The organism is Dickeya lacustris (assembly GCF_029635795.1).
Taxonomy (GTDB): domain Bacteria; phylum Pseudomonadota; class Gammaproteobacteria; order Enterobacterales; family Enterobacteriaceae; genus Dickeya; species Dickeya lacustris.
This window is the reverse complement of the sequence record NZ_CP114280.1, coordinates 1,846,744-1,872,452: the sequence shown is the minus strand read 5'-3', so window position 1 is coordinate 1,872,452 and position 25,709 is coordinate 1,846,744. Positions and strand designations below refer to the sequence as shown.

Below are 25,709 nucleotides of genomic sequence, written 5' to 3'. Positions count from 1 at the left end.
TCATCATGGCGAAAGAATTCAGCCGCACGCAGCGTGTGGCGCAGGAAATGCAAAAAGAGATAGCCATTATCCTTCAACGCGAGGTGAAAGATCCGCGTGTTGGTATGGCGACGGTATCCGGTGTCGAAGTGTCTCGCGATCTGGCTTATGCCAAGGTTTTTGTTACGTTTCTTAATGACAATGAGCCGGAACAAATTAGAGTGGGAATCAAGGCGTTGCAGGATGCTTCCGGCTTTATTCGTATGCTGCTGGGTAAGGCAATGCGGTTGCGTGTCGTACCTGAATTGACCTTCTCGTACGATAACTCGCTGGTGGAAGGGATGAGAATGTCAAATCTGGTGACAAATGTCGTCAGGCGTGATGCGCAGCGCCATGTTGCTGATGATGAGCAGGAGGGCTAATGTCTCGTCCTCGTCGTCGTGGCCGGGATATTCACGGCGTACTGTTGTTAGATAAACCGCAGGGTGCATCATCAAATGATGTGCTGCAAAAGGTGAAACGCCTGTTTAATGCCAACAAAGCCGGGCATACCGGGGCGCTTGACCCACTGGCAACCGGTATGCTGCCGGTGTGTCTCGGTGAAGCGACAAAATTTTCCCAATACTTGTTGGATGCAGATAAACGTTATCGCGTCATTGCCCGTCTCGGTCAACGGACGGATACCTCAGACGCGGATGGTAATCTGATAACCCAGCGTCCAGTCACATTTGATAACGATGCGCTGATGCTGGCGTTAGACAGTTTTCGTGGCCATACCCAGCAAGTGCCTTCCATGTATTCGGCTTTGAAGTACGAAGGCCGCCCGCTGTATGAGTATGCGCGTCAAGGTATGGTTGTACCCCGCGATGCGCGTGATATTACGGTATATGAGCTACTGTTCATTCGCTGGGAAGGGGATGAGCTGGAGCTTGAGATTCACTGCTCAAAAGGCACTTACATTCGTACCATTATTGACGATCTGGGCGAAAAGCTGGGATGCGGCGCGCATGTTATCTATTTGCGTCGTTTGCAGGTTGCAACATACCCGACGGCACGGATGGTGACGCTGGCACAGTTGCAAGCGCTGCACGAGCAGGCCGTGACTCAGGAACGTCCCGTTGGCGAACTGCTGGATGACTTACTGTTGCCGATGGATACCGCAGTACAGGCATTTGCCGAGGTTAACTTATCTTCTGTTGTCGCAGGTTATTTAAAACTCGGTCAGGCGGTGCGTGCGCCGGGGGCGCCTGTAGAAGGCATGGTGCGTATTACCGAAGGTGAATCCCGCAAGTTTATCGGTATGGGCGAAATTGATGATGAAGGTCGCGTAGCGCCCCGTCGGTTAGTCGTCGAGAATTTCTCCCAGGTCGTTGCCTGATAACATGCTTGTCGCTGCGCTACAGCCATCTATCTGAAAAGGCGCGCTCTGGCGTGTTTAGATGCCGTATCGCCTTGCGATTGGGGTGGGCTAAGAGTAAAATGGCGCGGCTTAAATCCCGGGTCGCTGAATTAGAGATCGGCACCTGTTTCTATATTATCTATAATTTGGAGTAAATCATGTCTCTAAGCGTTGAAGCAAAAGCGAAGATCGTTGCGGAATTTGGCCGTGGCGAAAACGACAGCGGTTCTACTGAAGTTCAGGTTGCACTGCTGACTGCACAGATTAACCATCTGCAGGGCCACTTCGCCGAGCACAAAAAAGATCACCACAGCCGTCGTGGTCTGCTGCGCATGGTATCTCAGCGTCGTAAGCTGCTGGACTACCTGAAACGTAAAGATCTGGCACGCTACACCACCCTGATCGAACGTCTGGGTCTGCGTCGCTAATTCGACGAGTTTCAGGAGAAAGGGGCCTCTTTTGGCCCCTTTCTTCTAGGAAGTGCCAGCAAAACAGAGTAATGTATTGCTGTTGCAAAAATGATCCGTTATTACAGCGATTCGCGCGGCTAATGAGAAGTATTATCTGCCAATGGCAGTGTGAGGCTTGTCATTAGTCGCGAGGATGTAGTGGCAGGATCGGGTATTTAACTGGTTTCACTGTGTCTGACGTAATCAATCGCTGACGCCGTGTATTCCTCAGGTAAAGGATAGTATTTTGCTTAATCCGATCGTTCGTAAATTCCAGTACGGCCAACATACCGTAACGCTGGAAACCGGCATGATGGCTCGTCAGGCCACGGCTGCCGTTATGGTTAGCATGGATGACACAGCGGTATTCGTGACCGTTGTGGGTGCCAAACACGCTAAACCGGGGCAGGATTTTTTCCCGCTGACGGTTAACTATCAAGAGCGTACCTACGCAGCTGGCCGTATTCCTGGCGGTTTCTTCCGTCGTGAAGGTCGCCCAAGCGAAGGCGAAACGCTGATTTCTCGTCTTGATTGACCGCCCAATTCGCCCGCTGTTCCCGGAAGGCTTCGTTAACGAAGTTCAGGTTATTGCCACGGTTGTTTCCGTTAACCCGCAAGTTAACCCGGATATCGTGGCGATGATCGGTGCCTCTGCCGCACTGAGTCTGTCGGGTATTCCGTTCAACGGCCCAATTGGTGCTGCGCGCGTAGGCTACATCAACGATCAGTATGTGCTGAACCCGACCACGGAAGAGCTGAAAACCAGCCGTCTGGATCTGGTGGTGGCGGGTACTGAAGGCGCAGTACTGATGGTGGAATCTGAAGCGGATCTGCTCAGTGAAGATCAAATGCTGGGTGCCGTGGTATTTGGCCACGATCAACAGCAGGTTGTGATTGAAAATATCAAATCGCTGGTTGCTGAAGCGGGTAAACCGAAGTGGGAATGGCAAGCTCCGGCTATCAATGTGGAATTGCATAGCCGCGTACAGGCGTTGTCGGAAGCACGTCTGGGTGACGCTTATCGCATCACTGAAAAACAGGAGCGTTACGCTCAGGTTGATGTGATTAAGTCTGACGTTGTGGCCGCGCTGTTGGCGGAAGATGACTCGCTGGACGAAAACGAACTGCGCGATATTCTCGGCAGCATCGAGAAGAACGTGGTGCGTAGCCGTGTGCTGCGTGGCGAGCCGCGTATCGATGGTCGCGAAAAAGATATGATCCGTGGTCTGGATGTGCGCACAGGTGTACTGCCGCGTACGCACGGTTCTGCGCTGTTTACTCGTGGTGAAACTCAGGCGCTGGTGACGGCGACGCTGGGGACTGAGCGTGATGCACAGACCATCGACGAGCTGACTGGCGAACGTACCGACCGCTTCCTGCTGCACTACAACTTCCCGCCGTACTCCGTGGGTGAAACCGGTATGGTTGGCTCGCCGAAACGCCGTGAAATCGGTCATGGTCGTCTGGCTAAACGTGGTGTGTTGGCGGTGATGCCGAAACCAGAAGCCTTCCCGTACACCGTACGTGTGGTATCTGAAATTACCGAATCCAACGGTTCTTCTTCTATGGCCTCCGTGTGCGGCGCATCGCTGGCGCTGATGGATGCGGGCGTGCCGATTAAAGCCGCTGTCGCGGGTATTGCGATGGGCCTGGTGAAAGAAGGCGACAACTACGTTGTGCTGTCTGACATCCTCGGTGATGAAGACCACCTCGGCGATATGGACTTTAAAGTTGCCGGTAGCCGTGAAGGTGTCACTGCGTTGCAGATGGACATCAAAATCGAAGGTATTACCCGCGAAATCATGCAGGTAGCGCTGAATCAGGCAAAAGGTGCGCGTCTGCACATCCTTGGCGTGATGGAACAGGCTATCAGTACGCCGCGTGGTGAAATCTCCGAATTCGCACCGCGTATTCACACCATCAAGATCAGCACTGACAAGATCAAAGACGTCATCGGTAAAGGTGGCTCGGTTATCCGTGCGCTGACCGAAGAAACTGGCACCACCATCGAGATTGAAGATGACGGTACAGTGAAGATTGCGTCTACTGATGGCGATAAAGCCCGTTTGGCCATTCGTCGTATCGAAGAAATTACCGCTGAAATCGAAGTGGGTCGTATTTACCAAGGTAAAGTGACCCGCATTGTTGATTTCGGTGCATTTGTAGCGATTGGCGGCGGCAAAGAAGGGCTGGTACACATTTCTCAAATCGCCGACAAGCGTATTGAGAAAGTGACTGACTACTTACAGATGGGCCAGGAAGTACCGGTCAAAGTGCTGGAAGTAGACCGTCAGGGTCGCGTCCGTTTGAGCATAAAAGAAGCAACTGCTCAATCTCAGGAAACTGTTCCGGTTTCCAGTGAAGAATAATAACGGATAATCGATTGGCAGCTCCTTACAGAGTGAAGGAGCTGCGTGTATTATAAGGAACGGATATCCTTATACTGAGCAGTCGGGGACAGGATGTTCATCCAATGTTTGTCTTCGGGAGTGGGAAATGAAGCCTTTCTTGCGCTGGTGTTATGTTGCGACAGCAATCATGCTGGCAGGATGCAGCAACACGGATTGGCGCAAAGATGCATTGCTGGCCGTCCCGTTGCAGCCTACGTTGCAACAGGAAGTCATTCTGGCACGCATGGAACAAATTCTGGCGAGCCGGGCAATTACTCCCGATGAGCGGGCACAGCTGTTATATGAGCGCGGAGTGCTGTATGATAGCCTCGGGTTGCGGGCATTGGCGCGAAATGATTTTTCACAAGCGCTCTCTATCCGCCCTGATATGCCGGAGGTATTTAATTATCTCGGCATTTATTTGACGCAGGCAGGCAATTTTGATGCTGCCTATGAAGCGTTTGATTCTGTATTAGAGCTTGATCCAACTTACAATTATGCGCGTTTGAATCGGGGCATCGCTTTGTACTACGGCGGTCGCTACCTGTTGGCGCAGGATGATCTGCTAGCGTTTTATCGCGACGATCCTAATGATCCTTTCCGTTCCCTGTGGCTTTATCTGGTGGAGAGAGAAATCAATCCCGAGAAGGCCAAATCGGCGTTAAAAGAACGCTACGAGGGGGCAAAGAAAGGTGTGTGGGGATGGACGATTGTCGAATTCTACCTGGGCTACATCAACGAGAAAACCTTGATGCAGCGGATTCAGGAAGAAGCTAAGGATAACACTTCGCTCGCCGAGCATCTCAGTGAAACTGACTTCTATTTAGGTAAGCACTACCTAAGTCTGGGGGACAAGAACACCGCCGAGGCGTTGTTCAAGCTGACGGTTGCTAACAATGTTCACAATTTTGTTGAGCACCGCTATGCATTGTTGGAATTGGCGCAGTTAGGCCAAGAGCAAGACGACCTATCAGGATCGGACCAGCAATAGCTGACGAACACCTTTCAGCCTGAGATCATGATGATTTCTTTATCGCCTTAGCGGGCGAGGCTTTGTTGTTCGCTTTTTAATCCAATTTGAGCCGGTTCACACTTTTCAATGAAAATGATTGAGTATTTTCTCGACAAGTTATGTAGACTGGCCGCCATTTTGAAGTGAGGCTTAGTTTACATGGCAGAGTTTGAAACCTCTTTTGCTAGCTTGGGGCTGTCTGCTCCTATTTTGAATGCACTGTCTGACATGGGGTATGAAAAACCGTCCCCGATTCAGGCGGAATGTATTCCCCATTTATTGAATGGCCGTGATGTGCTGGGTATGGCCCAGACAGGTAGCGGCAAAACAGCGGCGTTTTCTCTGCCGTTGTTGAATAACATCAAGGCTGACCTGAAAGCACCGCAAATGCTGGTGCTGGCACCGACCCGTGAACTGGCGGTGCAGGTTGCTGAAGCCTGTAACGAATTCTCCAAGCACATGCAGGGTGTTAACGTGGTGGCTTTATATGGCGGCCAGCGTTATGACGTGCAGTTACGCGCCCTGCGTCAGGGGCCGCAGATCGTTGTCGGTACGCCGGGCCGTCTGCTGGATCACCTGAAACGCGGTACGCTGGATCTCTCTAACCTGAGTGGTCTGGTACTGGATGAAGCCGACGAAATGTTGCGTATGGGCTTTATTGAAGATGTGGAAAACATCATGGCGCAGATCCCGGCTGAACATCAGACCGCGTTGTTCTCTGCGACCATGCCGGAAGCGATTCGCCGCATCACGCGTCGTTTCATGAACGATCCGCAGGAAGTGCGTATTCAGTCTAGCGTGACCACGCGCCCGGATATCAGCCAGAGCTACTGGACGGTATACGGTATGCGTAAGAACGAAGCGCTGATCCGTTTCCTGGAAGCGGAAGATTTTGATGCAGCGATCATCTTCGTGCGGACTAAAAACGCCACGCTGGAAGTGGCCGAAGCGCTGGAGCGCAGCGGTTATAACAGCGCCGCGCTGAACGGTGACATGAACCAGGCGCTGCGTGAGCAGACGCTGGAACGCCTGAAGGATGGCCGTCTGGATATCCTGATCGCAACCGACGTTGCCGCTCGTGGTCTGGATGTTGAGCGTATCAGCCTGGTGGTGAACTACGACATCCCGATGGATGCAGAATCCTATGTACACCGTATCGGCCGTACTGGTCGTGCGGGTCGTGCTGGCCGTGCGTTGCTGTTTGTGGAAAACCGTGAACGTCGCCTGTTGCGCAACGTTGAGCGCACCATGAAGCTGACCATCCCGGAAGTGGAACTGCCGAATGCCGAGCTGTTAGGTCAGCGCCGTCTGGCGAAGTTTGCCGCGAAGGTACAGCAGCAACTGGAAAGCAGCGATCTGGATCAATACCGTGCGCTGCTGGCGAAATTGCAGCCGTCGGATGAGCTGGATGTCGAAACGCTGGCTGCTGCACTGCTGAAGATGGCACAGGGCGAACGTCCGTTGATCCTGCCGCCGGATGCGCCGGCACGTCCGCGTCGTGAATTCCGTGAGCGTGACGATCGCTTCGAGCGTCGTGGCGAGCGTAATGACCGTGGCGATCGCAACGATCGTGGCCCGCGCGGTGAGCGTGGCGACGAGCGTCCGGCACGTCGCGAGCGTCGTGATGTGGGCGAGATGGAGCTGTATCGCATTGAAGTAGGCCGTGATGACGGTGTTGAAGTGCGCCACATCGTCGGTGCGATTGCCAATGAAGGGGATATCAGCAGCCGTTACATCGGTAACATCAAGCTGTTTGCGTCCCACTCGACCATCGAGCTGCCAAAAGGCATGCCGGGTGAATTGCTGTCGCATTTCACGCGTACCCGCATTCTGAACAAGCCGATGAACATGCAACTGCTGGGCGATGCACAGCCGCATGAGCGTCGCGAGCGTCGTGAAGGTGGTGAGCGTGGCGAACGCAGTGAACGCGGTGGCCGTAACTTTGGCGAACGCGCTGGCAATGGCCGTCGCCCGTTTAGCGGCGAGCGTCGCGAAGGCGGTGGTGAGCGTCGTGGTAATCGTGACGGGCAGCGTGCGCCGCGCCGTTTTAACGATGCCTGATAGCAACCGCTATTGATGTGAAAAACCAGCCTTCGGGCTGGTTTTTTTATGTCTATGATGTGGCGTCAAACAAGACGAGACGGGCGTATCACCTCTGGCTGTAACTGAGCGATGAGTTCAAAAGAACGCAACCGCGCCTGATGGTCAAAGATCTGGCCGTTAATCATCAGCTCGTCGGCCTGTGTTTCCCTTAGCAAGGTTTGCAGGCCGTGTCGTACGGTTGCGGGGGCACCTATCACCGCGAGGCGTAGCGTTTGCTCTACCGCGTACTGTTCGCTTGCCGAGCCGTATGCCTCTATCGACTCTACCGGCGCAGGCAGCGGCCCTGGCGTACCGCGACGCAGGTTGATGAACTGCTGTTGTAGCGAGGTGAACAGGAAGCGGGCATCGCGGTCACTCTCGGCTGCAATGACATTAACGCACACCATCGCGTACGGTTTTTCCAGTTGCGCGGAGGGCTGGAAATTGTCGCGGTAACGTTGCAACGCCTGCAACAGCATATCCGGGGCAAAGTGAGCGGCAAAGGCAAACGGCAACCCCATTGAGGCGGCCAACTGTGCGCTGTAGAGGCTGGAGCCGAGTAGCCAGAGAGGGACATTCAGCCCTTGCCCTGGCACCGCCTGTACCGGCTGGCCGGGTTGGGCGGCGGCGAAATAACGCTGCAATTCGGCGACATCGCGCGGGAAATCGTCAAGATCGGTGTGCAGATGGCGGCGTAGTGCTTGCATAGTGCGCGGGTCAGTGCCCGGTGCGCGTCCCAGCCCGAGTTCAATCCGGCCAGGATAAAGCGATTCGAGCGTACCGAACTGTTCGGCAATCACCAGCGGCGCATGGTTTGGCAGCATTACCCCGCCGGAACCCAGTTTGATGTGTTGTGTGCCGCTGGCAATATACCCTATTAATACCGAGGTTGCGGCGCTGGCGATGCCGGTCATGTTGTGGTGTTCCGCCAGCCAGTAGCGCTGGTATCCCCAGTTTTCCGCGTGTTGCGCGAGATCCAAAGAATGGTGGAATGCATCACGGGCGGTATTGCCCTGTGGAATGGGCGCCAAATCGAGCAGCGAGAAAGGAACGTTAGCGGTCATAAGCGTCACTCATCAGGTTAGAAAGCTGAACGGGTCAGTTGAAAATAAACACGAATGAGATGTTACGCTGTCTTTACGGCAGATAACGGACGATGCGTGCGCATCGTCCTGATAGCCTCAATGAATCTGGCGTTTATTAGCCCGGCATTACTCCACCAGCTCTAGCCCGGCCAGACGCCGCCAGTAGCCGTTGCAGTCGTGTTGATTTTCAAGCGTCAGCGGGTTTTCGCCGTGCTGGTTAGCGCGAAAGCGATCCAGCATCGCCAGCGTGTCAGGCCCTTGCGGTGACAGGCGCACGATATCCACCAGCCCGTCCATGGATGCCAAATCATTACCGAGGTTATAGCAGTAACCGCTCTGAGTCTGGATACCGTTGAGCACAAACACCTGCTGATTCTCCTGCGACAGCATCTGGCGTCCTTGTGGATACTGGATGCAGCAGGTTTCGCATTCGTCTTTGGCGCGGTTTTCCGAACGGGCGGTAAAACAGCGGGCGGAATAGGCCAGCGGCAGATGGCCGTAACTCAACACTTCCACCTCGAATTGATGGCGAAAGCCCAGTTCATCACATTGATTGAGCAGGTGTTGCAACCAATCACGCGACAGCTCGACGGGCATACACCAGCGCATCATGCCCTGTTTGTGCAGCAAGCGCAGGGTATAGGCGTTGTAGCAATTCAGCGCATGTCCGGCGACAAACGGCAGACCGCGCTCGGCGGCCATATTAACCGCACCGAGATCGTTGGCTTCCAGCAGAAACTCGCCGTTTTCCACATAGCGTTGTAGCTCATTGAGTTCAGAGGGGGCTTGCAATAGCGCCAGCGTGGAGATAACCACTTGCTTGCCGCTGCGCGCGACATCACGCGCTAAGGCGAGCCAGTCGTTTACTTTCATGCTGCGCCGTTTACTGCACACCGTCTCACCCAGATAGATGATATCGGCACTGCTGGTAACGGCGGCGTGATAGAAAGCCTCAATGTCAGCTTTTGGCCAGTAGTAAAGCAGTGCGCCTAGTGAATATTTCATTGTGTTCTCCCGCTACTGCCACTGACGGTGGTAAGCGCCCAGTGTGGTTTGTGTGCCTTCTGCGAGCGCGCCGAGCGCGTCCATCCATTGTGGGGCGGCGCTGAAATGGGCCGGATCGGCTTTACAGCGGTCGATCGCCTGACGCCAGACTTTTGTCACCTGGCTAACGTAGGCCGGGCTGCGCTGGCGACCTTCGATTTTTACCGAGGCGATATTGGCCGCCATCAGTTCCGGCAGCAACTCCAGCGTGTTGAGGCTGGTGGGTTCTTCCAGCGCGTGATAACGCTTGCCATCAACCAGATAGCGACCCTTACACAAGGTGGGATAACCCGCATTTTCGTTATCCTGATAACGGTCTATCAGCACATCATTCAGACGAGATTCCATCCCCTGCTCGGTTTGTTGCCAGCGGACAAAACGTGCTGGCGAGCAGGCCCCCACGGTATTTGGGGACTCGCCGGTTAAATAGGACGACAGATAACAGCGTCCTTCGGCCATAATGCACAGGCTGCCAAAGGCAAACACTTCCAGCGGCACCGGGCTGGTACGCGCAAGCTGTTTCACCTGATGAATCGAGAGTACGCGCGGCAACACCACCCGTGCGACGTCAAAATGGCGCTGATAGAAGCGAATCGCCTGCTCATTGGTGGCGGATGCCTGCACTGAAACGTGCCGTTCAACGCCCGGGTAGCGCTCGGCGGCATATTCCAGCATGGCCAAATCAGCCAGAATCAACGCATCTGCCCCGGCCGTTTGTACGGCGGTGTCCACGGCTCGCTGCCAGCGTGAGTAACCATCAGGGTGCGCAAACGTATTGATAGCGATATGCAGTTTACGCTGATGCTGATGGACGTAATCGCGCGCTTCCTGCAATTTTTTGTCAGTGAAATTCAGGCCAGCGAAGTGGCGGGCGTTGGTATCGTCTTTCAGCCCGATGTACACCGCGTCGGCACCCTGATCGACGGCAGCTTTCAGTGCCGGTAAATTCCCGGCGGGGCAAAGCAATTCCATGGTTACATCCTTTCATATCGGCCTTGGCAGCGGGCCTGTTGGCAATAAAAGCGAATCTTAGTGAAGCGAATCCCCGTTAACTTTGATTTAAACCAGCATAAAAGGGGATTACCGGGCGTTTCGGTTCGTGATTTGCTGAATAACAGGCTAAATTTACCCCGTTGGGTGGTGGTTGTCGGTCTGCCGGGCAGGGCGAGGTGAAGCGAAAAACACCGGTCTGGCGCTTTTTATTGATGTAGACCCGTGCTGCCCGTTTCCTGTTATGTGGCAAAATGAGGGCCATATCGGTCAGACAGTATCGCTTTATGAGGAGTAGGCCAGTGTTGGAAAAACTACGGGCACAGATTGTGCGTCAAGGGCCGCGCTTACTGAGTAAGCCGTTAACGTTAACGCCTTTTTTCCTGCAACGTCGGGTGCTGGAGCAACTGCTGGAATGGCAGTTTCGTCAGGCGCTGGAAGAGGGGGAACTGGATTTTCTGGATGGGCGCTGGTTGCGCGTTGAAGTACAGGATATCGGTTTGCAGTGGTTTGTGACGTTGCGTAATCAGCGTCTGGCTATCAGCCATAATGCGCTGGCGGATGTCAGCTTTAGCGCGAATGCCAACGACCTGATTTTGATTGCTGCGCGTCTTGAAGACCCGGACACGCTGTTTTTCCAGCGTCGTTTGCGCATTGAGGGTGACACCGAGCTTGGGCTGTATGTGAAAAATTTGATGGATGCCATTGAGCTTGAGAACATGCCTGCGCCGCTGCGTACCGGTTTGCTACAGCTGGCCGGGTTTATCGCCGCTGGTTTACAGGAGGGTGCGCAGCCAGTCGGCGCGCACGTGCCGGTATCATGCTGATTCGTGTCGAAATTCCGGTAGATGCACCCGGCATTGATGCATTGTTACGGCGCACGTTTCCCACCAGTGCTGAGGCCGAGCTGGTTCAGCAACTGCGTGAGGATGGCCAACTGACGCTGGGTATCGTTGCCACCGACGATGAGGGCGGCGTGATAGGTTATGCCGCATTCAGCCCGGTAACGCTGGCAGGGGAAGACCGGCAATGGGTTGCACTGGCGCCGATGGCGGTTGACGAGGCGCACCGTTGTCAGGGGATTGGCGAGCAACTGGTGTATGAAGGATTGGATGCGCTCAATGAATTCGGGTATACCGCCGTGGTGGTGCTGGGCAATCCTAATTACTACGCGCGCTTCGGCTTTGTGCCAGCGGCAGCGCAACAGCTCCATTGTCGCTGGCTCGGTTGTGAGGCGGATTTTCAGGTCTATCCGCTGGCGGATAACCATTTTCAGGGCACCAGCGGCCTGGTGGAATATGCCGAACCGTTTAATCGTTTCTAAACAGCGGTGAAAACTCGCTAAGTGTTGCAGGCTGGTGTTGCACCAGCCTTTCTTTTTGCTGCTTGCTCAATTGCTTAAGGCGGTATTCCCATTTCAGCGCCGTTGAGCGATCGCCCGCTACACAGTGATACACCAGCGTCAGCGGCCCTCTCCCCCGCAAGGCCCGCGCGCCTTTACCGGCCTGATGCTGCGCCAGTCTACGCGCCACATCGGTAGTGATACCGGTGTAGAGCGCCCCGGCCTCGGTGCGGAGCAGATATAAGAACCATATGCTGTCGCTGCTGTTCACGTCATTTCCTTTTCGTGGTTTAGCGCCTATTTTACGGTGACAGGCCGATAAAGGCTGCCCGTTTGACGCCATTCATCGGTGGCGGCGGGTGAGGTACATTACGGTCTTTATTTATCAATAAGTTAGCGCTCTTTAACAACATAAAAAAGTTGGTGGAATTTTTCAGGCTTTAAAAGTCATTAGAAAACAAGTATATACTTTTAGAGTGTTCCCCGCGCCAGCGGGGATAAACCGCTATGATTACAACAAAACTTCACGTAAAAATTGTGTTCCCCGCGCCAGCGGGGATAAACCGATACGGGAGAGCCAATTGCTCCGTATGCGGCGGTGTTCCCCGCGCCAGCGGGGATAAACCGGTTTCTTGGGCCTACACCGTCACTCCAGGAACGTGTTCCCCGCGCCAGCGGGGATAAACCGATGCAATTCGCCTAAATCCCTTGGCGATCGGTGTGTTCCCCGCGCCAGCGGGGATAAACCGCAGGATAGATTCGGTACGGTAAATACTGAGGTGTGTTCCCCGCGCCAGCGGGGATAAACCGCGCGTACCGGTACCGGTTTATAGGTGGCGTAAGTGTTCCCCGCGCCAGCGGGGATAAACCGATGTTGTTGCCGCGTTCGAAGCGGAGGGGCTTGTGTTCCCCGCGCCAGCGGGGATAAACCGGCCGCGCCCGCGCACTGTGGCCCCATTTTCTGGTGTTCCCCGCGCCAGCGGGGATAAACCGGCCAAAGACCTCCCGGGCAGGCTGGGGCGATACGTGTTCCCCGCGCCAGCGGGGATAAACCATCGACCGTGCTCGCCATATTGCCTCTTTTTTGTGATAATATTCACACCAATGGTGTTTTATGTGTTTATTGTTTCTTTTTTATGTGAATAAAAACACAAAAAAGAGTGGGCGATCGCGGTGAAATACCTTATCGCTGAAAAACCTTATCGCGCCCAATGTCTCGGCGTGACCAAAAAGCGGAGTGTTGTATGAGTGAACTGACCACAATGGCGCAGCGGGCGCTGGGGCTGATGGATTTAACCACCCTGAATGACGATGACACCGAAGAAAAGGTGATTGCGCTGTGTCGTCAGGCCAACAGCCCGGCAGGTAAAACGGCGGCGATTTGTATTTACCCGCGTTTTATCCCACTGGCACGAAAAGTGCTGCGCGAACAGGGTACGCCTGACGTTCGCATCGCTACCGTGACCAACTTTCCCCATGGCCGCGACGATATCGCCATTGCTCTGGCGGAAACCAATGCGGCTATCGCCTACGGCGCGGATGAAGTCGATGTCGTGTTCCCGTATCGGGCGCTGATGGCGGGCAACCGTCAGGTTGGGTTTGATTTGGTGAAAACGTGCAAGACGGCCTGCGATCAGGCTGGGGTGCTATTGAAAGTGATCATCGAAACCGGCGAATTGCAAACCGATGCGCTGATTCGTGAAGCCAGTGAAATCGCTATCGATGCCGGGGCCGATTTTATCAAAACCTCTACCGGTAAAGTGGCGGTAAACGCCACGCTGCACTCGGCAGAAGTGATGCTGACAGTGCTGCGCGAAAAAGGCGTGGGCGAGCACGTTGGCTTCAAACCGGCAGGCGGCGTGCGCAGCGCGCAAGATGCGGCGGATTATCTGCAACTGGCTGACAGCATCATGGGTGAAGGCTGGGCAGATGCGCGCCATTTCCGTTTTGGCGCATCGGGCTTGCTTGGCAGCCTGCTTACGACGCTCGGCCATGCGGCTTCAGGTGAGAAAAGCGCGTATTAATCGCGAGGCTACCCATCAATAGCCTGTATATGGCGGGTGATTGATGTAGCGGCGGGGAGCCGGTCGTTCCGTCATCTCACTCGGATAACCTGGCTGTTTTTCACCTAATGTGCCCGCTTTTTCGGCGCATGTTTTGCGCTATACAGGAGAACAATGTGTTTCTGACTCAGGAAATTATCCGTAAAAAACGGGATGGCCATGCGCTCAGTGCTGAAGAAATCCGCTTTTTCATCAATGGCGTGCGGGATAATACCGTCTCTGAAGGGCAAATCGCCGCGCTGGCGATGACCATCTTTTTTCATGACATGAACATGGATGAACGCGTGGCGCTGACGCTGGCGATGCGTGACTCCGGTACGGTGCTGGACTGGTCGGGGCTGAATCTGAACGGCCCGCTGGTGGATAAACACTCGACCGGCGGCGTGGGCGATGTCACCTCGTTGATGCTAGGCCCAATGGTGGCGGCCTGTGGCGGCTATGTGCCGATGATTTCTGGCCGGGGGCTTGGCCACACCGGGGGCACGCTCGATAAGCTGGAGTCGATCCCGGGGCTCGATATTTTGCCCGATAATGAACGTTTTCGCCGCATTATCCGTGAGGTCGGTGTGGCGATTATCGGCCAGACGACCTCGCTGGCTCCCGCCGATAAGCGCTTTTATGCCACCCGCGACATTACTGCAACGGTGGACTCGATACCGCTGATTACCGCCTCGATTTTAGCGAAAAAGCTGGCAGAAGGGCTGGATGCGCTGGTGATGGATGTCAAAGTCGGTTCCGGCGCGTTTATGCCGACCTATGAACAGTCTGAACAGTTAGCGCGTGCGATTGTTGGCGTCGCCAATAATGCCGGTTGCCGCACCAGCGCGTTACTGACCGACATGAGCCAGGTGCTGGCTTCCAGCGCCGGTAATGCGCTGGAAGTGCGTGAGGCGGTGCGTTTTTTGACCGGCGAGCAGCGTAATCCTCGCCTGTTTGAGGTGACGATGGCGCTGTGCGAATCCATGTTGCTGTCTGGCAAGCTGGCGCGTGATGCTGATGAGGCGCGCGCCAAATTACAGGCAGGTGCTGGACAATGGCCGCGCCGCCGAGGTGTTTGGCCGGATGGTGGCCGCCCAGCAAGGCCCGGTGGATTTCGTCGAGCACTACGATCGTTATCTGCAACCGGCCACCTTGAGCAAACCGGTGTTTGCCGAACGGCAGGGCTTCGTCAGTGCGATGGATGCGCGTGCGCTGGGTATGGTGGTGGTGGCGCTGGGTGGTGGGCGACGTCAGGCCAGTGATATCATTGATAGCAGTGTCGGGTTGAGCGAGATGGTCAGCCTGGGCGATAAAGTGGATACCGCGAGTCCGCTGGCGGTTATCCACGCCAGAACCGAGTCTGACTGGCAGCAGGCGGCAGAGGCGCTGCGCGCTGCGGTGCAGATTGACGAGGTGCCGCCCGCAGCCTGTCCGCTGATTTATCGTCGGCTGGATATGGCGGACATCTGATCCTCGCCGCCCGACGTGACGGACATCTATACTGGATGGACATGCTGTGCCTTACGCACGATGCAGGAGATAACAAGATGAAACGTGCATTTATTATGGTGCTGGACTCGTTCGGTATCGGCAGTAGCGCAGATGCCGCGCAGTTCGGTGATGCAGGTTCAGATACGCTGGGCCATATCGCACACGCCTGCGCACAGGGCCACGCCAATAGCGGGCGTCAGGGGCCGTTACAGTTGCCAAACCTAAGCCGATTGGGGCTTGGCAAAGCGGCGCAAGGCTCCACCGGCCACTTCCCGCCGGGGCTAGATGAACAGGCGCAGATAATCGGTGGCTACGCTTATGCCAGCGAGCTCTCTTCTGGTAAAGATACGCCGTCCGGCCACTGGGAAATCGCCGGGGTGCCGGTGCTGTTCGATTGGGGCTATTTCCGTGATGAACACAATAGCTTCCCCGAGGCACTGTTAGACCGGCTGGTTGAACGTGCCGGGCTGCCCGGTTATCTCGGCAATTGCCACTCGTCAGGGACGGTAATTCTTGACCAGCTTGGCGAGGAGCACATGAAAACCGGCAAGCCGATTTTCTATACCTCGGCGGATTCGGTATTCCAGATTGCCTGCCACGAAGAGACCTTCGGGCTGGATAAACTGTATGAACTGTGTGAAATCGCCCGTGAAGAGCTGACTGACGGCGGGTACAACATCGGGCGGGTGATCGCCAGGCCGTTCGTTGGTGAGAAAGCCGGTCAGTTCCAGCGCACCGGCAACCGCCACGATCTGGCGGTTGAGCCACCTGCGCCGACGGTGCTGAAAAAGCTGGTGGATGAAAAGGGCGGTCAGGTGGTGTCTGTGGGGAAAATCGCCGATATCTACGCTAACGTCGGCATCACCAAAAAAGTCAAAGCGACGGGTATCGACGCGCTGTTTGACGCCACGCTCAACGAGATGGAGCAGGCGGGTGATAACACCATCGTGTTCACCAACTTTGTCGATTTCGACTCCTCCTACGGCCATCGCCGCGATGTGGCGGGGTATGCCGCCGCGCTGGAGCTGTTTGACCGACGCCTGCCGGAGATGCTGGCGCGCGTGACAGGGGACGACATTCTGATTCTGACCGCCGACCACGGTTGTGACCCAAGCTGGCCCGGCACCGATCACACCCGCGAGCATGTGCCGGTGCTGATTTACGGGCCGAAGGTTGCGCCGGGTGATTACGGCCACCGCACCAGCTTTGCCGATATCGGCCAGACGGTTGCCCGCTATTTTGGCGTCTCGCCGATGGATTACGGCACCGCAATGCTGTGACACATCATGCTGTGACCGCAAGGTTGTGAACGCGGTGTTGTGACCGCAGTGCTGTGAATGCAATGTTGTGACAGCCCGCTGTTCGCGGCGCTATAATTTATCGTCATGATTTTGAATCGAATTCGATAAGGAAGAAAAGAGATGGCTACGCCACATATCAATGCAGAAATGGGTGACTTCGCCGACGTGGTACTGATGCCGGGCGACCCGCTGCGCGCCAAATACATCGCGGAAACCTTTCTGGAAAACGCCGTTGAAGTGAATAACGTGCGCGGCATGCTGGGCTTCACCGGCACGTACAAAGGCCGCCGCATCTCGGTGATGGGCCACGGTATGGGCATCCCGTCCTGCTCGATTTACACCAAAGAGCTGATAACAGAATACGGCGTGAAGAAAATCATCCGCGTGGGGTCCTGCGGTGCGGTACGCGAAGACGTGAAACTGCGCGACGTGGTGATTGGCATGGGCGCGTGTACCGATTCCAAAGTCAACCGCATGCGCTTTAAAGATCACGATTTCTCGGCCATTGCCGACTTCGACCTGCTGCGTCATGCAGTGGATGCGGCCAAAGCACGCGGTATTAACGCCCGCGTCGGCAACCTGTTCTCCGCCGATTTGTTCTACACGCCTGACCCGCACATGTTCGACGTGATGGAAAAATACGGCATTCTGGGCGTGGAAATGGAAGCGGCCGGTATTTACGGCGTGGCGGCGGAATTTGGCGCGAAAGCGCTGGCTATCTGCACCGTGTCTGACCATATTCGGACCCACGAGCAGACCACCGCTGCCGAGCGCCAGACCACCTTTAACGAGATGATCGAAATCGCGCTGGAATCGGTACTGTTGGGCGATAAAGCCGAGGCGTGATGCCTGATTGAGACGGATAGCGCAAACAGGCCCGATCTCACCGGGCCTGTTTTTTTTCAGCCGAAAGGCGTGTTCTGATGTTTTATGCTGCGTTTCCCCCGCGTGTTTTCCTCAAGAGGCGTGCTCAGGCACATGGCGTGAGCCTGTCTATCCGGCCACGGCGGTCTCGTGCTGCGGGTCTGGCATGGCGTGTACTGCGCTGTCAAACAGCGTTGAGAGAATGCGCTGGTGGGTAACGGCCAGCACCTGTGTCTCGGGCAGTTGCTGGCGCAGCATCAGCATCAATTGCCAGGCGCTGTCATCATCTAACTGGCTGGTAGCTTCATCAAGGCACAACAGTACCGGTGCCTGTAACAGAGCCCGGGCCAGCGCCAGCCGCTGCTGTTCCCCACCGGATAACCGCATCGACCAGAGAGACGCCTGATCGAGTTCGTCGGCAAGAGACATCAGGTTTACCTGTTGCAGCGCAAAATGGAGTCGCTCATTTTGCTGGATATCCGGCTGAGGGTAGCTGAGAAGCTGGCGCAGGGTGCCCGGCGGCAGGTAGGGCTTTTGGGGTAAAAACATCACCCGGCCTGCCGGGAAGAGAATCTCACCGGTATAAAATGGCCAGATCCCTGCCAGTGCGCGTAGCAAGGTGGTTTTACCGCAGCCGCTGGCCCCACGTAACTGGCACCAATGGCCGGGTGGCAGGTGCAGCGTAACCGGCTTCAGGAGTGCTTTGTTTTGTGGTGTGTGAAGGTGCAATTTGTTGATATGTAAAGTATTACCACGGCGTGGTGGCCGGGGGCTCCGGGGCAGCCCGGCCAGCCGCTGTTGCAACTCCCACAGGCGGCTGACGGTGGCTGACCAACGCGCCAGTTCACGGTAGCTGTCAACAAACCAGCCAAAGGCATCCAGCACGTAACCAAATGCCGCGCGTGCTTGCATGATGACGCCCAGCGAGATCTGCCCAATCAGATAGAGCGGCAGCAACGCAACCACCGGTAAAATCAGGCTCAGGCGAAAATAGCTGGTGGTAAAGCTCTCCAGCCGGAATTCCCGGCCTATCAGTTGGCTGGTGCGGTTAACTATGGCGCTGAAGTGGTGCTGCATACGCCGCTGCTCGGCCGGTTGCCCCTGATGAAAGGCGATTTGTTCGCTGTGGTCATGGGTGCGCAGCAAGGTGGCGCGGTATTCCGCTTCGGCCTGTTGCAGGCTGGCATTAACGCGATGGAGCGGTGCGCCAAGCCAGTGGGTAATTGCGCTGCCAATTGCGGCATAGCCAAGCGCTACCCACACCAGATAGCCCGGTATAGCGAGGTGGATGCTGCCAAGTGTCAGCGTTTGCGTACCTGAGATTTGCCAAAGAATCGCCAGAAATGAAAACAGCCGGGCGCTGTTTTTGATCAACGATAACAGCAACGTCAGGCTTTGTTCGGTCAGCAGGTGAATATCTTCAGCGATACGTTGATCGGGGTTATCCGGCGCGCCTTGTGGCGTCAAATGGAGATGGTAGTGAGCGTGATGCTGCAACCAGCAGTGTTCAACGTGCTGCGTCATTTCCCTGCGCCAGCACAGTATTAGCCACTTTTTCAGGCCGCTGGCACATACCGCAACCGCCACAAATAATATGGTATAACCGAGATAACCGAGCAACAGCGCGCGGATGTCGGCGTGGCGGAAGTTATCCGCCAGCGCGTCATAGAACTGTTTACTCCAGAGAGCAAATTGTACGCTTATCCATACTACGATAAGTGTTAGCGCTATCTCCGCCAGCAGCAGTAACCATAGCCCCGCTGCCCGGCGGTTTAACCATAGCGGCGCGGTTAACTGGCAAAAACGCCGCAAGCTGGTCATGTTGCTCTCCCTGTTGCTTTCCCGCTGTACTGACCGTGTGGTTTGGTACTCACCTTCATGTTTAGAAGGCCCATTTCGCGGTCAGCATCAGGTTACGTGGGTCGCCATAGAAATTATTACCGCCGCGATGGCGATTGGAGACATTCACGTAGTAGACCTTGTCTGTCAGGTTGTAGCCGGCCAGATTAAAACTGAGGTTATCGTTATAGCGGTAGTTGAGGTTAGCGTTTAACAACGTGTAACCGCCCTGTGTGATGCCTCGGCTGGTGGTGGTATCGGTTTGTGCCGTCAACCCGGCACCAATCGTCCAGGCGTTCCAGCGCCCCGGTAATTGATAACGGGTATAGAGCTTAAACTGATGCTGAGGGGTGTTCAGGCTGTAGCGACGGCCTTGTGAACTGTCGTCGGCGCTCAGGTATTTGCTGTTGGTGAGCGTGTAACCGGCCGCCAGTTGCAGTCCGGTTGCCAGCTTGCCTGCCGCTTCCAGTTCCAGTCCCTGACTTTCCACTTCGCCGTCTGCCCGGTAGCAGGTCAGTGTGCCTGGGCAGTTCACGTCTTCAAGCGGCCGGTTTTGCTGCACGATACGAAACAGCGCCGCAGAGGTGTTGAGCGCGCCGTCAAAAAATTCGCCTTTTACGCCGGTTTCGTAATTTTTCCCGGTGACGGCGGGCAGCAGGTTGCCATTGCGGTCAATGTTTTCCTGCGGTTTGTAGATATCGGCATAGCTCAGATACCAGGTGTAATGCTCGGCAAAATTCCACAGTAAGCCGCCATAAGGGGTTATCTGGTCACTGGCGCTAAAATGGGTCGAACTGGCGGCGCCGCTGTTAAGGTTGCGCAGGTTATTGCTGTAGTTGAACTGGCTGTAGCGTGCGCCGACAATCAGTTTCCAGTCATCGGCCAGCGTAAAGCGGCTGGTGGTAAACAGGCCTTTCTGCTCAAGGTCATAGGTGTAGTTATTGCTGTAACCCGGCCAGCGCGGTTCGGTCAGTGCAGCGGGGTTCCAGTGATAGACATTGACCACGCGCGTATCGGTGATGCGGCCAAACAGATTATCGAAATGCTCCTTTTGATAATCGATACCAGCGACCAGCTCATGGCTGCGTCCAAGCCACTCAAATGGCCCGTTGGCACTCAAGGTGTAGCTCCATTGTGCGCCCTGATTGTCACGCTCAAGCAAATTATTCAGCCGTCCGGTGCCGCTGCTGCCGACGCCGCTGGTGCCATTGCCGAAAATACCGGTAAAGCGGCCCAGTGCGCTGGAGTGGGTGTAGTTCAGCGTACTTTTGAGTGTCCAGTCGTTATTAAAATGGTGCTCAATTTCAGCAAATGTGTTGATCTTCTCAAAGGTTATGCGGTTCCAGCTCGCGCCCAAAAAGGTGTCACGCGACAGGTTCAGGCTGCTGTAGTCGGTTGACATCGGTACACCGTAGAGATCCGGCACGGTATGGGTTTTCTGCCAGTTGAGTCCGGTGGTGAGAGTGGTGTCAGGGGTGAGGTCATAGGCCAGTGTGCCGTACATTACATGGCGTTCACTGTGCATCTCATTGACAAAGCTGTCTTTTTTTTGAGTGACGCCGACAAAACGGCCACGGAGGGATCCCTCTTGATTAAGCGGGCCTGATACGTCAGCTTCCTGACGGTAATTATCCCAACTGCCTGCGCTGGTGCTCAATGTACGGCGCACATCGCTGGTGGGTTTTTTACGCACCAGATTAACCGTCCCGCCGGGTTCGCCGTTGCCTTGCAGTAACCCTGACGCGCCGCGCAATATCTCCAGCCGGTCGTAAATAGCCAGGTCGGGCGACTCGCTGGAGGACTCGGCCGAGCCCATACCAGAAACGCTACTTTGAAACGAGCTGCCGGTGCCGTCCTCTTGCACGTTATCCATCATAAAACCGCGTGACTGGAACCGGCTCTGATAAGAGTTTTCTTTAACCACGGTGACACCGGTTGAAGTGGTCATGGCGTCTTCCAGTGAGGTCATGTGCTGGTCATCCATCTGTTGACGGGTGACAACACTGACTGATTGCGGCGTTTCGCGCGGGCTCAGTGTCAGACGGGTGGCGGTACTGAGCTGGCGGGTGGTGTAAGCACCGGTGTCTTCCGTCGGGCCGTTCAGGTTCAGACGTTGGGTGACGTACATTTCATCACCGGCGATTGACGCCGCGCCTGATGGTGTTGGCGGCGCAGGCTGTTTTTTGAGTAGGTAGCTGCCGTCAGGCTCGGCTATCGCCATCAGTCCGCTGTCACTCAGTAAGTGGCGCAGCGCATCAGATACGTTGGCATTACCTTGTCGCGCCGGGCCGCTAAGGTTTTGTGTCAGGCTGGCATCGGCTACCAGATAAATGCCCAACTGGGCGGCCAATTGGTTGAGCTGGTGGCTGAGTGGCCCGGCGGCTACTGCATAATGGTGAGAGCCAGTATGCGCAGGCGTCGTCGCTGCATGGGCGGTGTGGCTATAAGACAGGATTGGCAACGCCAGATGCAGTGCCAGAGCCAGCATTTTCACTGAGGTATTGGGCCAACGAGTATTGGGCTGACCAGTGCTGAGAGGCAGTGGTGTTATCGGCGCTGAAGGAGTGTGCATCATGGTGTGGTATCCCTGGGTAAATATTTATCATGTTTAACTCAGGAATCGAACCAGCGAGGTAAAAAGGGAACCGACAGCGCAGTTTTTTTATGATGCATTTCATCAGGTGGTTTATTAGGCTGCTTCAACCGTTATCCACCAGTCAGCACGGCGTTGTATACGAATCGGTAATGCATTGCCGAGCATGGTCAGCGCCTTATCGGTATCGGTCAGAGGAAATGTGCCGACCACGCGCAGAGCCGCAACATCAGGCGAGCAGGCCAGATATCCTCGGTGATAGCGCGCCAGTCGGGTGATAACAGCATCCAACGAGGTATCGCTGGCGGTGAGAATACCTTGCCGCCAGTCGGCATCATCACTCAGAAGCGGACTCGATGTGCCATTGCCTGTGGCGTCAAATAGCCACTGTGTACCTGCCTGAATCCGTTGTGTTTTATCGTGGTGCGACGGTGTGACAGTGACTTGCCCGGCATAGACACTTAATAGCGTGTGGCCGGATTGCTGATGTACGCTGAGGCGGCCGTTGGCGGTCGTTTTCTCCTCGGTGTTGAGTGTTACCCGCCCTTCGCGGGTGGCGATAACAAGCGGGCGCTGTCTGTCAGCGACTGCGTCGATAAACACCATACCTGCCAGCAGGTGTAATTGCCGCTGGGTTGCGCTGTAGCGGACATCCAGCGCAGAGGCGGTATCCAGCCACAGGCGTGAACTGTCGCTGAGGGTCAGTGCGCGGATTTCACCTGTTTGGCTGCGATAATCGGCACTCAACGCCAGCAGCGGTTCCCGAAGCTCGGGGGACTGCCAGCCGAGCCACGACAGCAGTGAACCGCCAGCCAACACCGCGCCAAGGCGCAAGGTTTGGCGACGGCTGAAAGAGGAAGAGGGGGTCATCAGCGTTTGTGCTGCCAGCGGTGTAACATCGCCGCGCAGCGGCTGAAAACGCTGGCTGATGGCCTCTACGTAGCGCCACGCTTGTTGATGGCTGGCATCTTGCGCCACCCACTGTTGCCAGCGGATATGTACGTCTGCGTCGGGAGGCGCTTCCAGTCGGCTGGCATACCACGCCGCCGCTTGTTGTAACACGGCATAATCTGGCCGCTTTTCTGCGCTCATGACGATATGCTCTCGGTGTCAATCTGTTCTGTTTCTAGCAATAGACAGTGCAGCATTGCCTGCGCCATGTATTTTTTTACCATTCTTTCGCTAACGCCAAGCGTAGCGGCTATCTGGGCGTAGGTTTGGCCTTCTATCTGCGACAGGATAAATGCCGCGCGCACTTTTTCCGGCAACTGGCGCAGCATGGCATCGACCTGATACAGGGTTTGCAGAATGATGGTGTGTTGCTCTGCGCTCAGGGCTACCTGTGCCTGACACGCGCTCACTGAGGCTAACCAGGCTTGCTCCAGTGTGCGCCGTCGCCATAAATCGACACACATGCCTTGCGCCATCACGCTCAGGTAAGCGCGGGCCCCGGCGTGGCTGTCGAAATGACGCGGGCGCGTGAGTAGTTGTACAAAAATGTCATGCGCGAGATCGGCGGCGTCGCACAGGTTGCCGAGCCGATGGCGCAACAAGCCCTGTAACCAGCCGTGGTGCTGCTGATAGAGTTGCTGAAAATGCGTTGGGCTTGCGGTGTTGACGGCAGACATAACGGGTTCCTGAAATCGGAAAGCGCAAAATATCACCGCATATTAATTGAGAATAATTTCCATTTCAAATTATCACTTTTGGTTAGCTAACTGACAATCAGACGGCAAGCGTGCATATTGGCCGGAATAGATAATTGACAGTAATAGATAATAAGTGGCCGCTCGGTGGTGTTGGTCGCGGCATCATTACCCCAGCGGCAGCGCCATGATAATGGCGTCTTCCCGGCCGGTGGCGCTCGGGTAATAGTTGCGCCGTACCGACACTTCATTGAATCCCAAACGTTGATACAGCGCGATGGCGCGGGCGTTGGAGGCACGTACTTCCAGCCACAGCGTCAATATCTCTCGTTGTTCCAGCTCGGTAATCAGGTGCTCCAGCAACTGACGCCCGTAGCCGTGGCGCTGGTGCGCCGGGTCAACTGCAATATTGAACAGCGTGGCTTCATCCAGCACCACCTGGGTGATGGCGTAGGCCACCAGTTGCTGGTCGTGGCACAGTTTCAGGTTGAGGTAACGCTCGCCCTGATTGCTGGCAAAGGTCGCTTCACTCCAGGGAAACGCATGGCTTTGGCATTCAATGGCGAATGCGGCCGCCAGATCAGGCTGGGTCAGTGTTGAGAGCGTTGTGGTCGGCATGGAAGGTTTGCTCATGGTGACAAATCTGTTGCCATAGGGCGCGCTTCGCCCCGGCATCGTGGTAAAGCTCGGCCAGCGTCGGGCTGGTTAGTTGCACGCCCTCCCATCCGTCGGCGGCAGGCAGGCCCAGCCACCAGCAGTGACAGCGGGTATGTTCAGGCAGCATCGCCATTTGGCGAGGCGTCAGACTGACGACGTGTGCGTCGTTAAGGCTTAGGCTGCGCATCACATCGCGTACGACCGGGTCATCACTTGCCGGTAGCGGTTCGCCGATTATCAGCAAGCGGGTCGTGGGCGGCAGGCTGACGGCGATTTCGCCTTTTAGCACCGATGGACGACGCAGCTTCCACTGTGTTATCCCCAGTTGCTCAAGCAGCCAGTCTCGTCTTGATGTCATGCCTTACTCCGTGTGCGATTGTGCGTCGCTATGCTAACAAATCGCTGAACATGCGCCAACAAACCACTATAATCGCCGCTCAGTTTATTGAGGAGCCACACCTGATGTCAGCATTAACCCCCGCCAGTGAAGTGATATTGCGCCATAGTGATGAATTTGTTGCCCGCCGGGTGCTGTTTGCCGGTGATTTGCAGGATACATTGCCTGCGCAGTTTGAGGCGGCGGCCGTGACTGTGCACACCACGCAATATCATCATTGGCAGCAGTTGCAGCCCGCGCTGGGCGACAACGTGCATTTTTCGCTGCTGGCGCAGGCGGACATGGTCGCCGGGTGCGATACCTTGATTTACTACTGGCCCAAAAGCAAACAGGAAGCGCAATTCCAGTTGTCCAATCTGCTGTCGCTGTTACCGGTTGGCTGTGAGATTTTTGTCGTGGGTGAAAACCGCAGCGGCGTGCGCAGCGCTGAAGGCATTCTGGAGCCGGTGGCGGCCATCAATAAGATAGACAGCGCGCGCCGCTGTGGCTTATACCATGGCCGTCTGGACGCCGCGACCGTCTTTTCGCAAGACGACTGGTGGCTGGATTATGACGTCGATGGCGTGGCCGTGCGTACGCTGCCGGGGGTGTTTAGCCGTGAGGGGCTGGATGTTGGCAGCCAACTGCTGCTTTCAACGCTTGAGCCGCACCGTCGTGGCAAAGTGCTGGATCTCGCCTGTGGTGCCGGAGTGCTGGCGGCCGCCTTTGCGCGTATTTCGCCGAAAATTCGCCTGACGCTGAGTGATGTTGGCGCGGCGGCGCTGGAAGCCAGCCGGGCGACGCTGGCGGCGAATGCGCTGGAAGGGCAGGTGATTGCCAGCAATGCCTACTCGGATATTCAGGGGCGTTTTGATCTGATTATCTCTAACCCGCCGTTCCACGATGGCATGCAAACCAGCCTGCACGCGGCGGAAATGATGATTCGTGGTGCGGCCGCTCATCTGAACATGGAAGGCGAGCTGCGTATCGTCGCCAACGCCTTTCTGCCGTACCCGGCGCTGCTGGATGAGACCTTCGGCAGCCATGAAGTGCTGGCGCAAACCGGGCGCTTTAAGGTGTATCGCGCCGTACTGCGCCGTCATAAACACCGTTAATGGCATCGCCCGG

General features: G+C 55.8%; 22 protein-coding genes, 2 pseudogenes and 1 CRISPR repeat array. Of the genes and pseudogenes, 14 read left to right on the top strand and 10 right to left on the bottom strand.

What is annotated here, in order from left to right:
* Positions 1-5 precede the first annotated feature (5 nt).
* From rbfA to O1Q98_RS08410, 7 genes and pseudogenes are all read left to right on the top strand, one after another.
* Positions 6-401, top strand: coding sequence for a 30S ribosome-binding factor RbfA (rbfA, locus tag O1Q98_RS08435; protein WP_125258263.1), 396 nt, complete (start codon positions 6-8; stop codon positions 399-401).
* Positions 401-1,357 carry a tRNA pseudouridine(55) synthase TruB gene (gene truB, locus O1Q98_RS08430; RefSeq protein ID WP_125258264.1) on the top strand — a complete coding sequence of 319 codons (957 nt, stop codon included), beginning with the start codon at positions 401-403 and terminating at the stop codon, positions 1,355-1,357. The genes rbfA and truB overlap by 1 nt, the downstream gene beginning before the upstream one ends.
* 179 nt (positions 1,358-1,536) lie before the next feature.
* Positions 1,537-1,806 (top strand): 30S ribosomal protein S15, encoded by a 270-nt coding sequence (gene rpsO / locus O1Q98_RS08425; RefSeq protein ID WP_125258265.1) that lies wholly within the window; start codon positions 1,537-1,539, stop codon positions 1,804-1,806.
* Positions 1,807-2,074: 268 nt separating this feature from the next.
* A pseudogene (gene pnp, locus O1Q98_RS08420) lies at positions 2,075-4,196 on the top strand (polyribonucleotide nucleotidyltransferase).
* 127 nt (positions 4,197-4,323) lie between these two features.
* Positions 4,324-5,208, top strand: coding sequence for a lipoprotein NlpI (gene nlpI / locus O1Q98_RS08415; protein WP_035339809.1), 885 nt, complete (start codon positions 4,324-4,326; stop codon positions 5,206-5,208).
* 108 nt (positions 5,209-5,316) lie between these two features.
* Positions 5,317-5,376, top strand: coding sequence for a protein YrbN (gene yrbN, locus O1Q98_RS19785; RefSeq protein WP_107760761.1), 60 nt, complete (start codon positions 5,317-5,319; stop codon positions 5,374-5,376).
* A 12-nt stretch (positions 5,377-5,388) separates the two neighbouring features.
* A complete protein-coding gene (locus tag O1Q98_RS08410) occupies positions 5,389-7,290 on the top strand; it encodes a DEAD/DEAH family ATP-dependent RNA helicase (protein WP_125258267.1) in 1,902 nt (633 codons plus the stop codon).
* Between the two features lie 65 nt (positions 7,291-7,355).
* On the opposite strand, the gene O1Q98_RS08405 is transcribed toward O1Q98_RS08410, so the two are convergent.
* From O1Q98_RS08405 to ubiU, 3 genes are all read right to left on the bottom strand, one after another.
* On the bottom strand, positions 7,356-8,375 hold the full coding sequence (locus O1Q98_RS08405) for a luciferase-like monooxygenase (protein ID WP_125258268.1): 1,020 nt from the start codon (positions 8,373-8,375) through the stop codon (positions 7,356-7,358).
* A gap of 147 nt (positions 8,376-8,522) precedes the next feature.
* Entirely contained in the window at positions 8,523-9,401 is an 879-nt protein-coding gene (locus tag O1Q98_RS08400) for a U32 family peptidase (protein ID WP_125258269.1), read from the bottom strand.
* A gap of 12 nt (positions 9,402-9,413) precedes the next feature.
* Positions 9,414-10,412: a ubiquinone anaerobic biosynthesis protein UbiU gene (ubiU, locus tag O1Q98_RS08395; RefSeq protein WP_125258270.1), complete on the bottom strand. Its 999-nt coding sequence runs from the start codon at positions 10,410-10,412 to the stop codon at positions 9,414-9,416.
* Between the two features lie 320 nt (positions 10,413-10,732).
* On the opposite strand from ubiU, the gene ubiT reads away from it, so the two are divergent.
* Positions 10,733-11,257, top strand: coding sequence for a ubiquinone anaerobic biosynthesis accessory factor UbiT (ubiT, locus tag O1Q98_RS08390; RefSeq protein WP_125258271.1), 525 nt, complete (start codon positions 10,733-10,735; stop codon positions 11,255-11,257).
* Positions 11,251-11,754: a GNAT family N-acetyltransferase gene (locus O1Q98_RS08385; protein WP_125258272.1), complete on the top strand. Its 504-nt coding sequence runs from the start codon at positions 11,251-11,253 to the stop codon at positions 11,752-11,754. Before ubiT ends, O1Q98_RS08385 begins: the two co-directional genes overlap by 7 nt.
* Here the strand turns inward: O1Q98_RS08385 and O1Q98_RS08380 are convergent.
* On the bottom strand, positions 11,741-12,043 hold the full coding sequence (locus O1Q98_RS08380; protein WP_240632708.1) for a GIY-YIG nuclease family protein: 303 nt from the start codon (positions 12,041-12,043) through the stop codon (positions 11,741-11,743). The two genes, O1Q98_RS08385 and O1Q98_RS08380, sit on opposite strands and share 14 nt — an antisense overlap.
* A gap of 205 nt (positions 12,044-12,248) precedes the next feature.
* Positions 12,249-12,827: direct repeats of the CRISPR family, unit length 29 nt; unit sequence GTGTTCCCCGCGCCAGCGGGGATAAACCG.
* 189 nt (positions 12,828-13,016) lie between these two features.
* Here O1Q98_RS08380 and deoC point away from each other — a divergent pair.
* From deoC to deoD, 4 genes and pseudogenes are all read left to right on the top strand, one after another.
* Positions 13,017-13,796 (top strand): deoxyribose-phosphate aldolase, encoded by a 780-nt coding sequence (deoC, locus tag O1Q98_RS08375; protein WP_125258274.1) that lies wholly within the window; start codon positions 13,017-13,019, stop codon positions 13,794-13,796.
* Between the two features lie 155 nt (positions 13,797-13,951).
* Positions 13,952-15,284 (top strand): annotated as a pseudogene (gene deoA, locus O1Q98_RS08370) (thymidine phosphorylase).
* Positions 15,285-15,361: 77 nt separating this feature from the next.
* A complete protein-coding gene (gene deoB / locus O1Q98_RS08365; RefSeq protein ID WP_125258276.1) occupies positions 15,362-16,585 on the top strand; it encodes a phosphopentomutase in 1,224 nt (407 codons plus the stop codon).
* 141 nt (positions 16,586-16,726) lie between these two features.
* Entirely contained in the window at positions 16,727-17,452 is a 726-nt protein-coding gene (gene deoD, locus O1Q98_RS08360; protein ID WP_035339832.1) for a purine-nucleoside phosphorylase, read from the top strand.
* Between the two features lie 147 nt (positions 17,453-17,599).
* Here deoD and O1Q98_RS08355 read toward each other — a convergent pair whose 3' ends face one another.
* The 6 genes from O1Q98_RS08355 to O1Q98_RS08330 all read right to left on the bottom strand — a co-directional run bounded on the left by O1Q98_RS08355 (position 17,600) and on the right by O1Q98_RS08330 (position 24,563).
* Positions 17,600-19,291, bottom strand: a complete 1,692-nt coding sequence (locus O1Q98_RS08355) for an ABC transporter ATP-binding protein/permease (protein ID WP_125258277.1) — start codon at positions 19,289-19,291, stop codon at positions 17,600-17,602.
* A gap of 61 nt (positions 19,292-19,352) precedes the next feature.
* Positions 19,353-21,884, bottom strand: coding sequence for a TonB-dependent siderophore receptor (locus tag O1Q98_RS08350; RefSeq protein WP_240632709.1), 2,532 nt, complete (start codon positions 21,882-21,884; stop codon positions 19,353-19,355).
* 114 nt (positions 21,885-21,998) lie between these two features.
* A complete protein-coding gene (locus O1Q98_RS08345; protein WP_125258278.1) occupies positions 21,999-22,994 on the bottom strand; it encodes a FecR domain-containing protein in 996 nt (331 codons plus the stop codon).
* On the bottom strand, positions 22,991-23,530 hold the full coding sequence (locus tag O1Q98_RS08340; protein WP_125258279.1) for a sigma-70 family RNA polymerase sigma factor: 540 nt from the start codon (positions 23,528-23,530) through the stop codon (positions 22,991-22,993). Before O1Q98_RS08340 ends, O1Q98_RS08345 begins: the two co-directional genes overlap by 4 nt.
* A gap of 186 nt (positions 23,531-23,716) precedes the next feature.
* Complete coding sequence (rimI, locus tag O1Q98_RS08335; RefSeq protein ID WP_240632710.1) at positions 23,717-24,181, bottom strand: ribosomal protein S18-alanine N-acetyltransferase; 465 nt, start codon at positions 24,179-24,181, stop codon at positions 23,717-23,719.
* Entirely contained in the window at positions 24,129-24,563 is a 435-nt protein-coding gene (locus O1Q98_RS08330; protein WP_125258281.1) for a DNA polymerase III subunit psi, read from the bottom strand. Before O1Q98_RS08330 ends, rimI begins: the two co-directional genes overlap by 53 nt.
* A 104-nt stretch (positions 24,564-24,667) precedes the next feature.
* Between O1Q98_RS08330 and rsmC the strand changes: the two genes are divergently transcribed.
* Positions 24,668-25,696: a 16S rRNA (guanine(1207)-N(2))-methyltransferase RsmC gene (gene rsmC / locus O1Q98_RS08325; protein WP_125258282.1), complete on the top strand. Its 1,029-nt coding sequence runs from the start codon at positions 24,668-24,670 to the stop codon at positions 25,694-25,696.
* Positions 25,697-25,709: the final 13 nt, after the last annotated feature.

Coding starts and splice junctions, on each gene's coding strand:
- rbfA (WP_125258263.1), top strand. CDS start 6: ATGGCGAAAGAATTCAGCCGCACGCAGCGTGTGGCGCAGGAAATGCAA.
- truB (WP_125258264.1), top strand. CDS start 401: ATGTCTCGTCCTCGTCGTCGTGGCCGGGATATTCACGGCGTACTGTTG.
- rpsO (WP_125258265.1), top strand. CDS start 1,537: ATGTCTCTAAGCGTTGAAGCAAAAGCGAAGATCGTTGCGGAATTTGGC.
- nlpI (WP_035339809.1), top strand. CDS start 4,324: ATGAAGCCTTTCTTGCGCTGGTGTTATGTTGCGACAGCAATCATGCTG.
- O1Q98_RS08410 (WP_125258267.1), top strand. CDS start 5,389: ATGGCAGAGTTTGAAACCTCTTTTGCTAGCTTGGGGCTGTCTGCTCCT.
- O1Q98_RS08405 (WP_125258268.1), bottom strand. CDS start 8,375: ATGACCGCTAACGTTCCTTTCTCGCTGCTCGATTTGGCGCCCATTCCA.
- O1Q98_RS08400 (WP_125258269.1), bottom strand. CDS start 9,401: ATGAAATATTCACTAGGCGCACTGCTTTACTACTGGCCAAAAGCTGAC.
- ubiU (WP_125258270.1), bottom strand. CDS start 10,412: ATGGAATTGCTTTGCCCCGCCGGGAATTTACCGGCACTGAAAGCTGCC.
- O1Q98_RS08385 (WP_125258272.1), top strand. CDS start 11,251: ATGCTGATTCGTGTCGAAATTCCGGTAGATGCACCCGGCATTGATGCA.
- deoC (WP_125258274.1), top strand. CDS start 13,017: ATGAGTGAACTGACCACAATGGCGCAGCGGGCGCTGGGGCTGATGGAT.
- deoB (WP_125258276.1), top strand. CDS start 15,362: ATGAAACGTGCATTTATTATGGTGCTGGACTCGTTCGGTATCGGCAGT.
- deoD (WP_035339832.1), top strand. CDS start 16,727: ATGGCTACGCCACATATCAATGCAGAAATGGGTGACTTCGCCGACGTG.
- O1Q98_RS08355 (WP_125258277.1), bottom strand. CDS start 19,291: ATGACCAGCTTGCGGCGTTTTTGCCAGTTAACCGCGCCGCTATGGTTA.
- O1Q98_RS08350 (WP_240632709.1), bottom strand. CDS start 21,884: ATGATGCACACTCCTTCAGCGCCGATAACACCACTGCCTCTCAGCACT.
- O1Q98_RS08345 (WP_125258278.1), bottom strand. CDS start 22,994: ATGAGCGCAGAAAAGCGGCCAGATTATGCCGTGTTACAACAAGCGGCG.
- O1Q98_RS08340 (WP_125258279.1), bottom strand. CDS start 23,530: ATGTCTGCCGTCAACACCGCAAGCCCAACGCATTTTCAGCAACTCTAT.
- rimI (WP_240632710.1), bottom strand. CDS start 24,181: ATGAGCAAACCTTCCATGCCGACCACAACGCTCTCAACACTGACCCAG.
- O1Q98_RS08330 (WP_125258281.1), bottom strand. CDS start 24,563: ATGACATCAAGACGAGACTGGCTGCTTGAGCAACTGGGGATAACACAG.
- rsmC (WP_125258282.1), top strand. CDS start 24,668: ATGTCAGCATTAACCCCCGCCAGTGAAGTGATATTGCGCCATAGTGAT.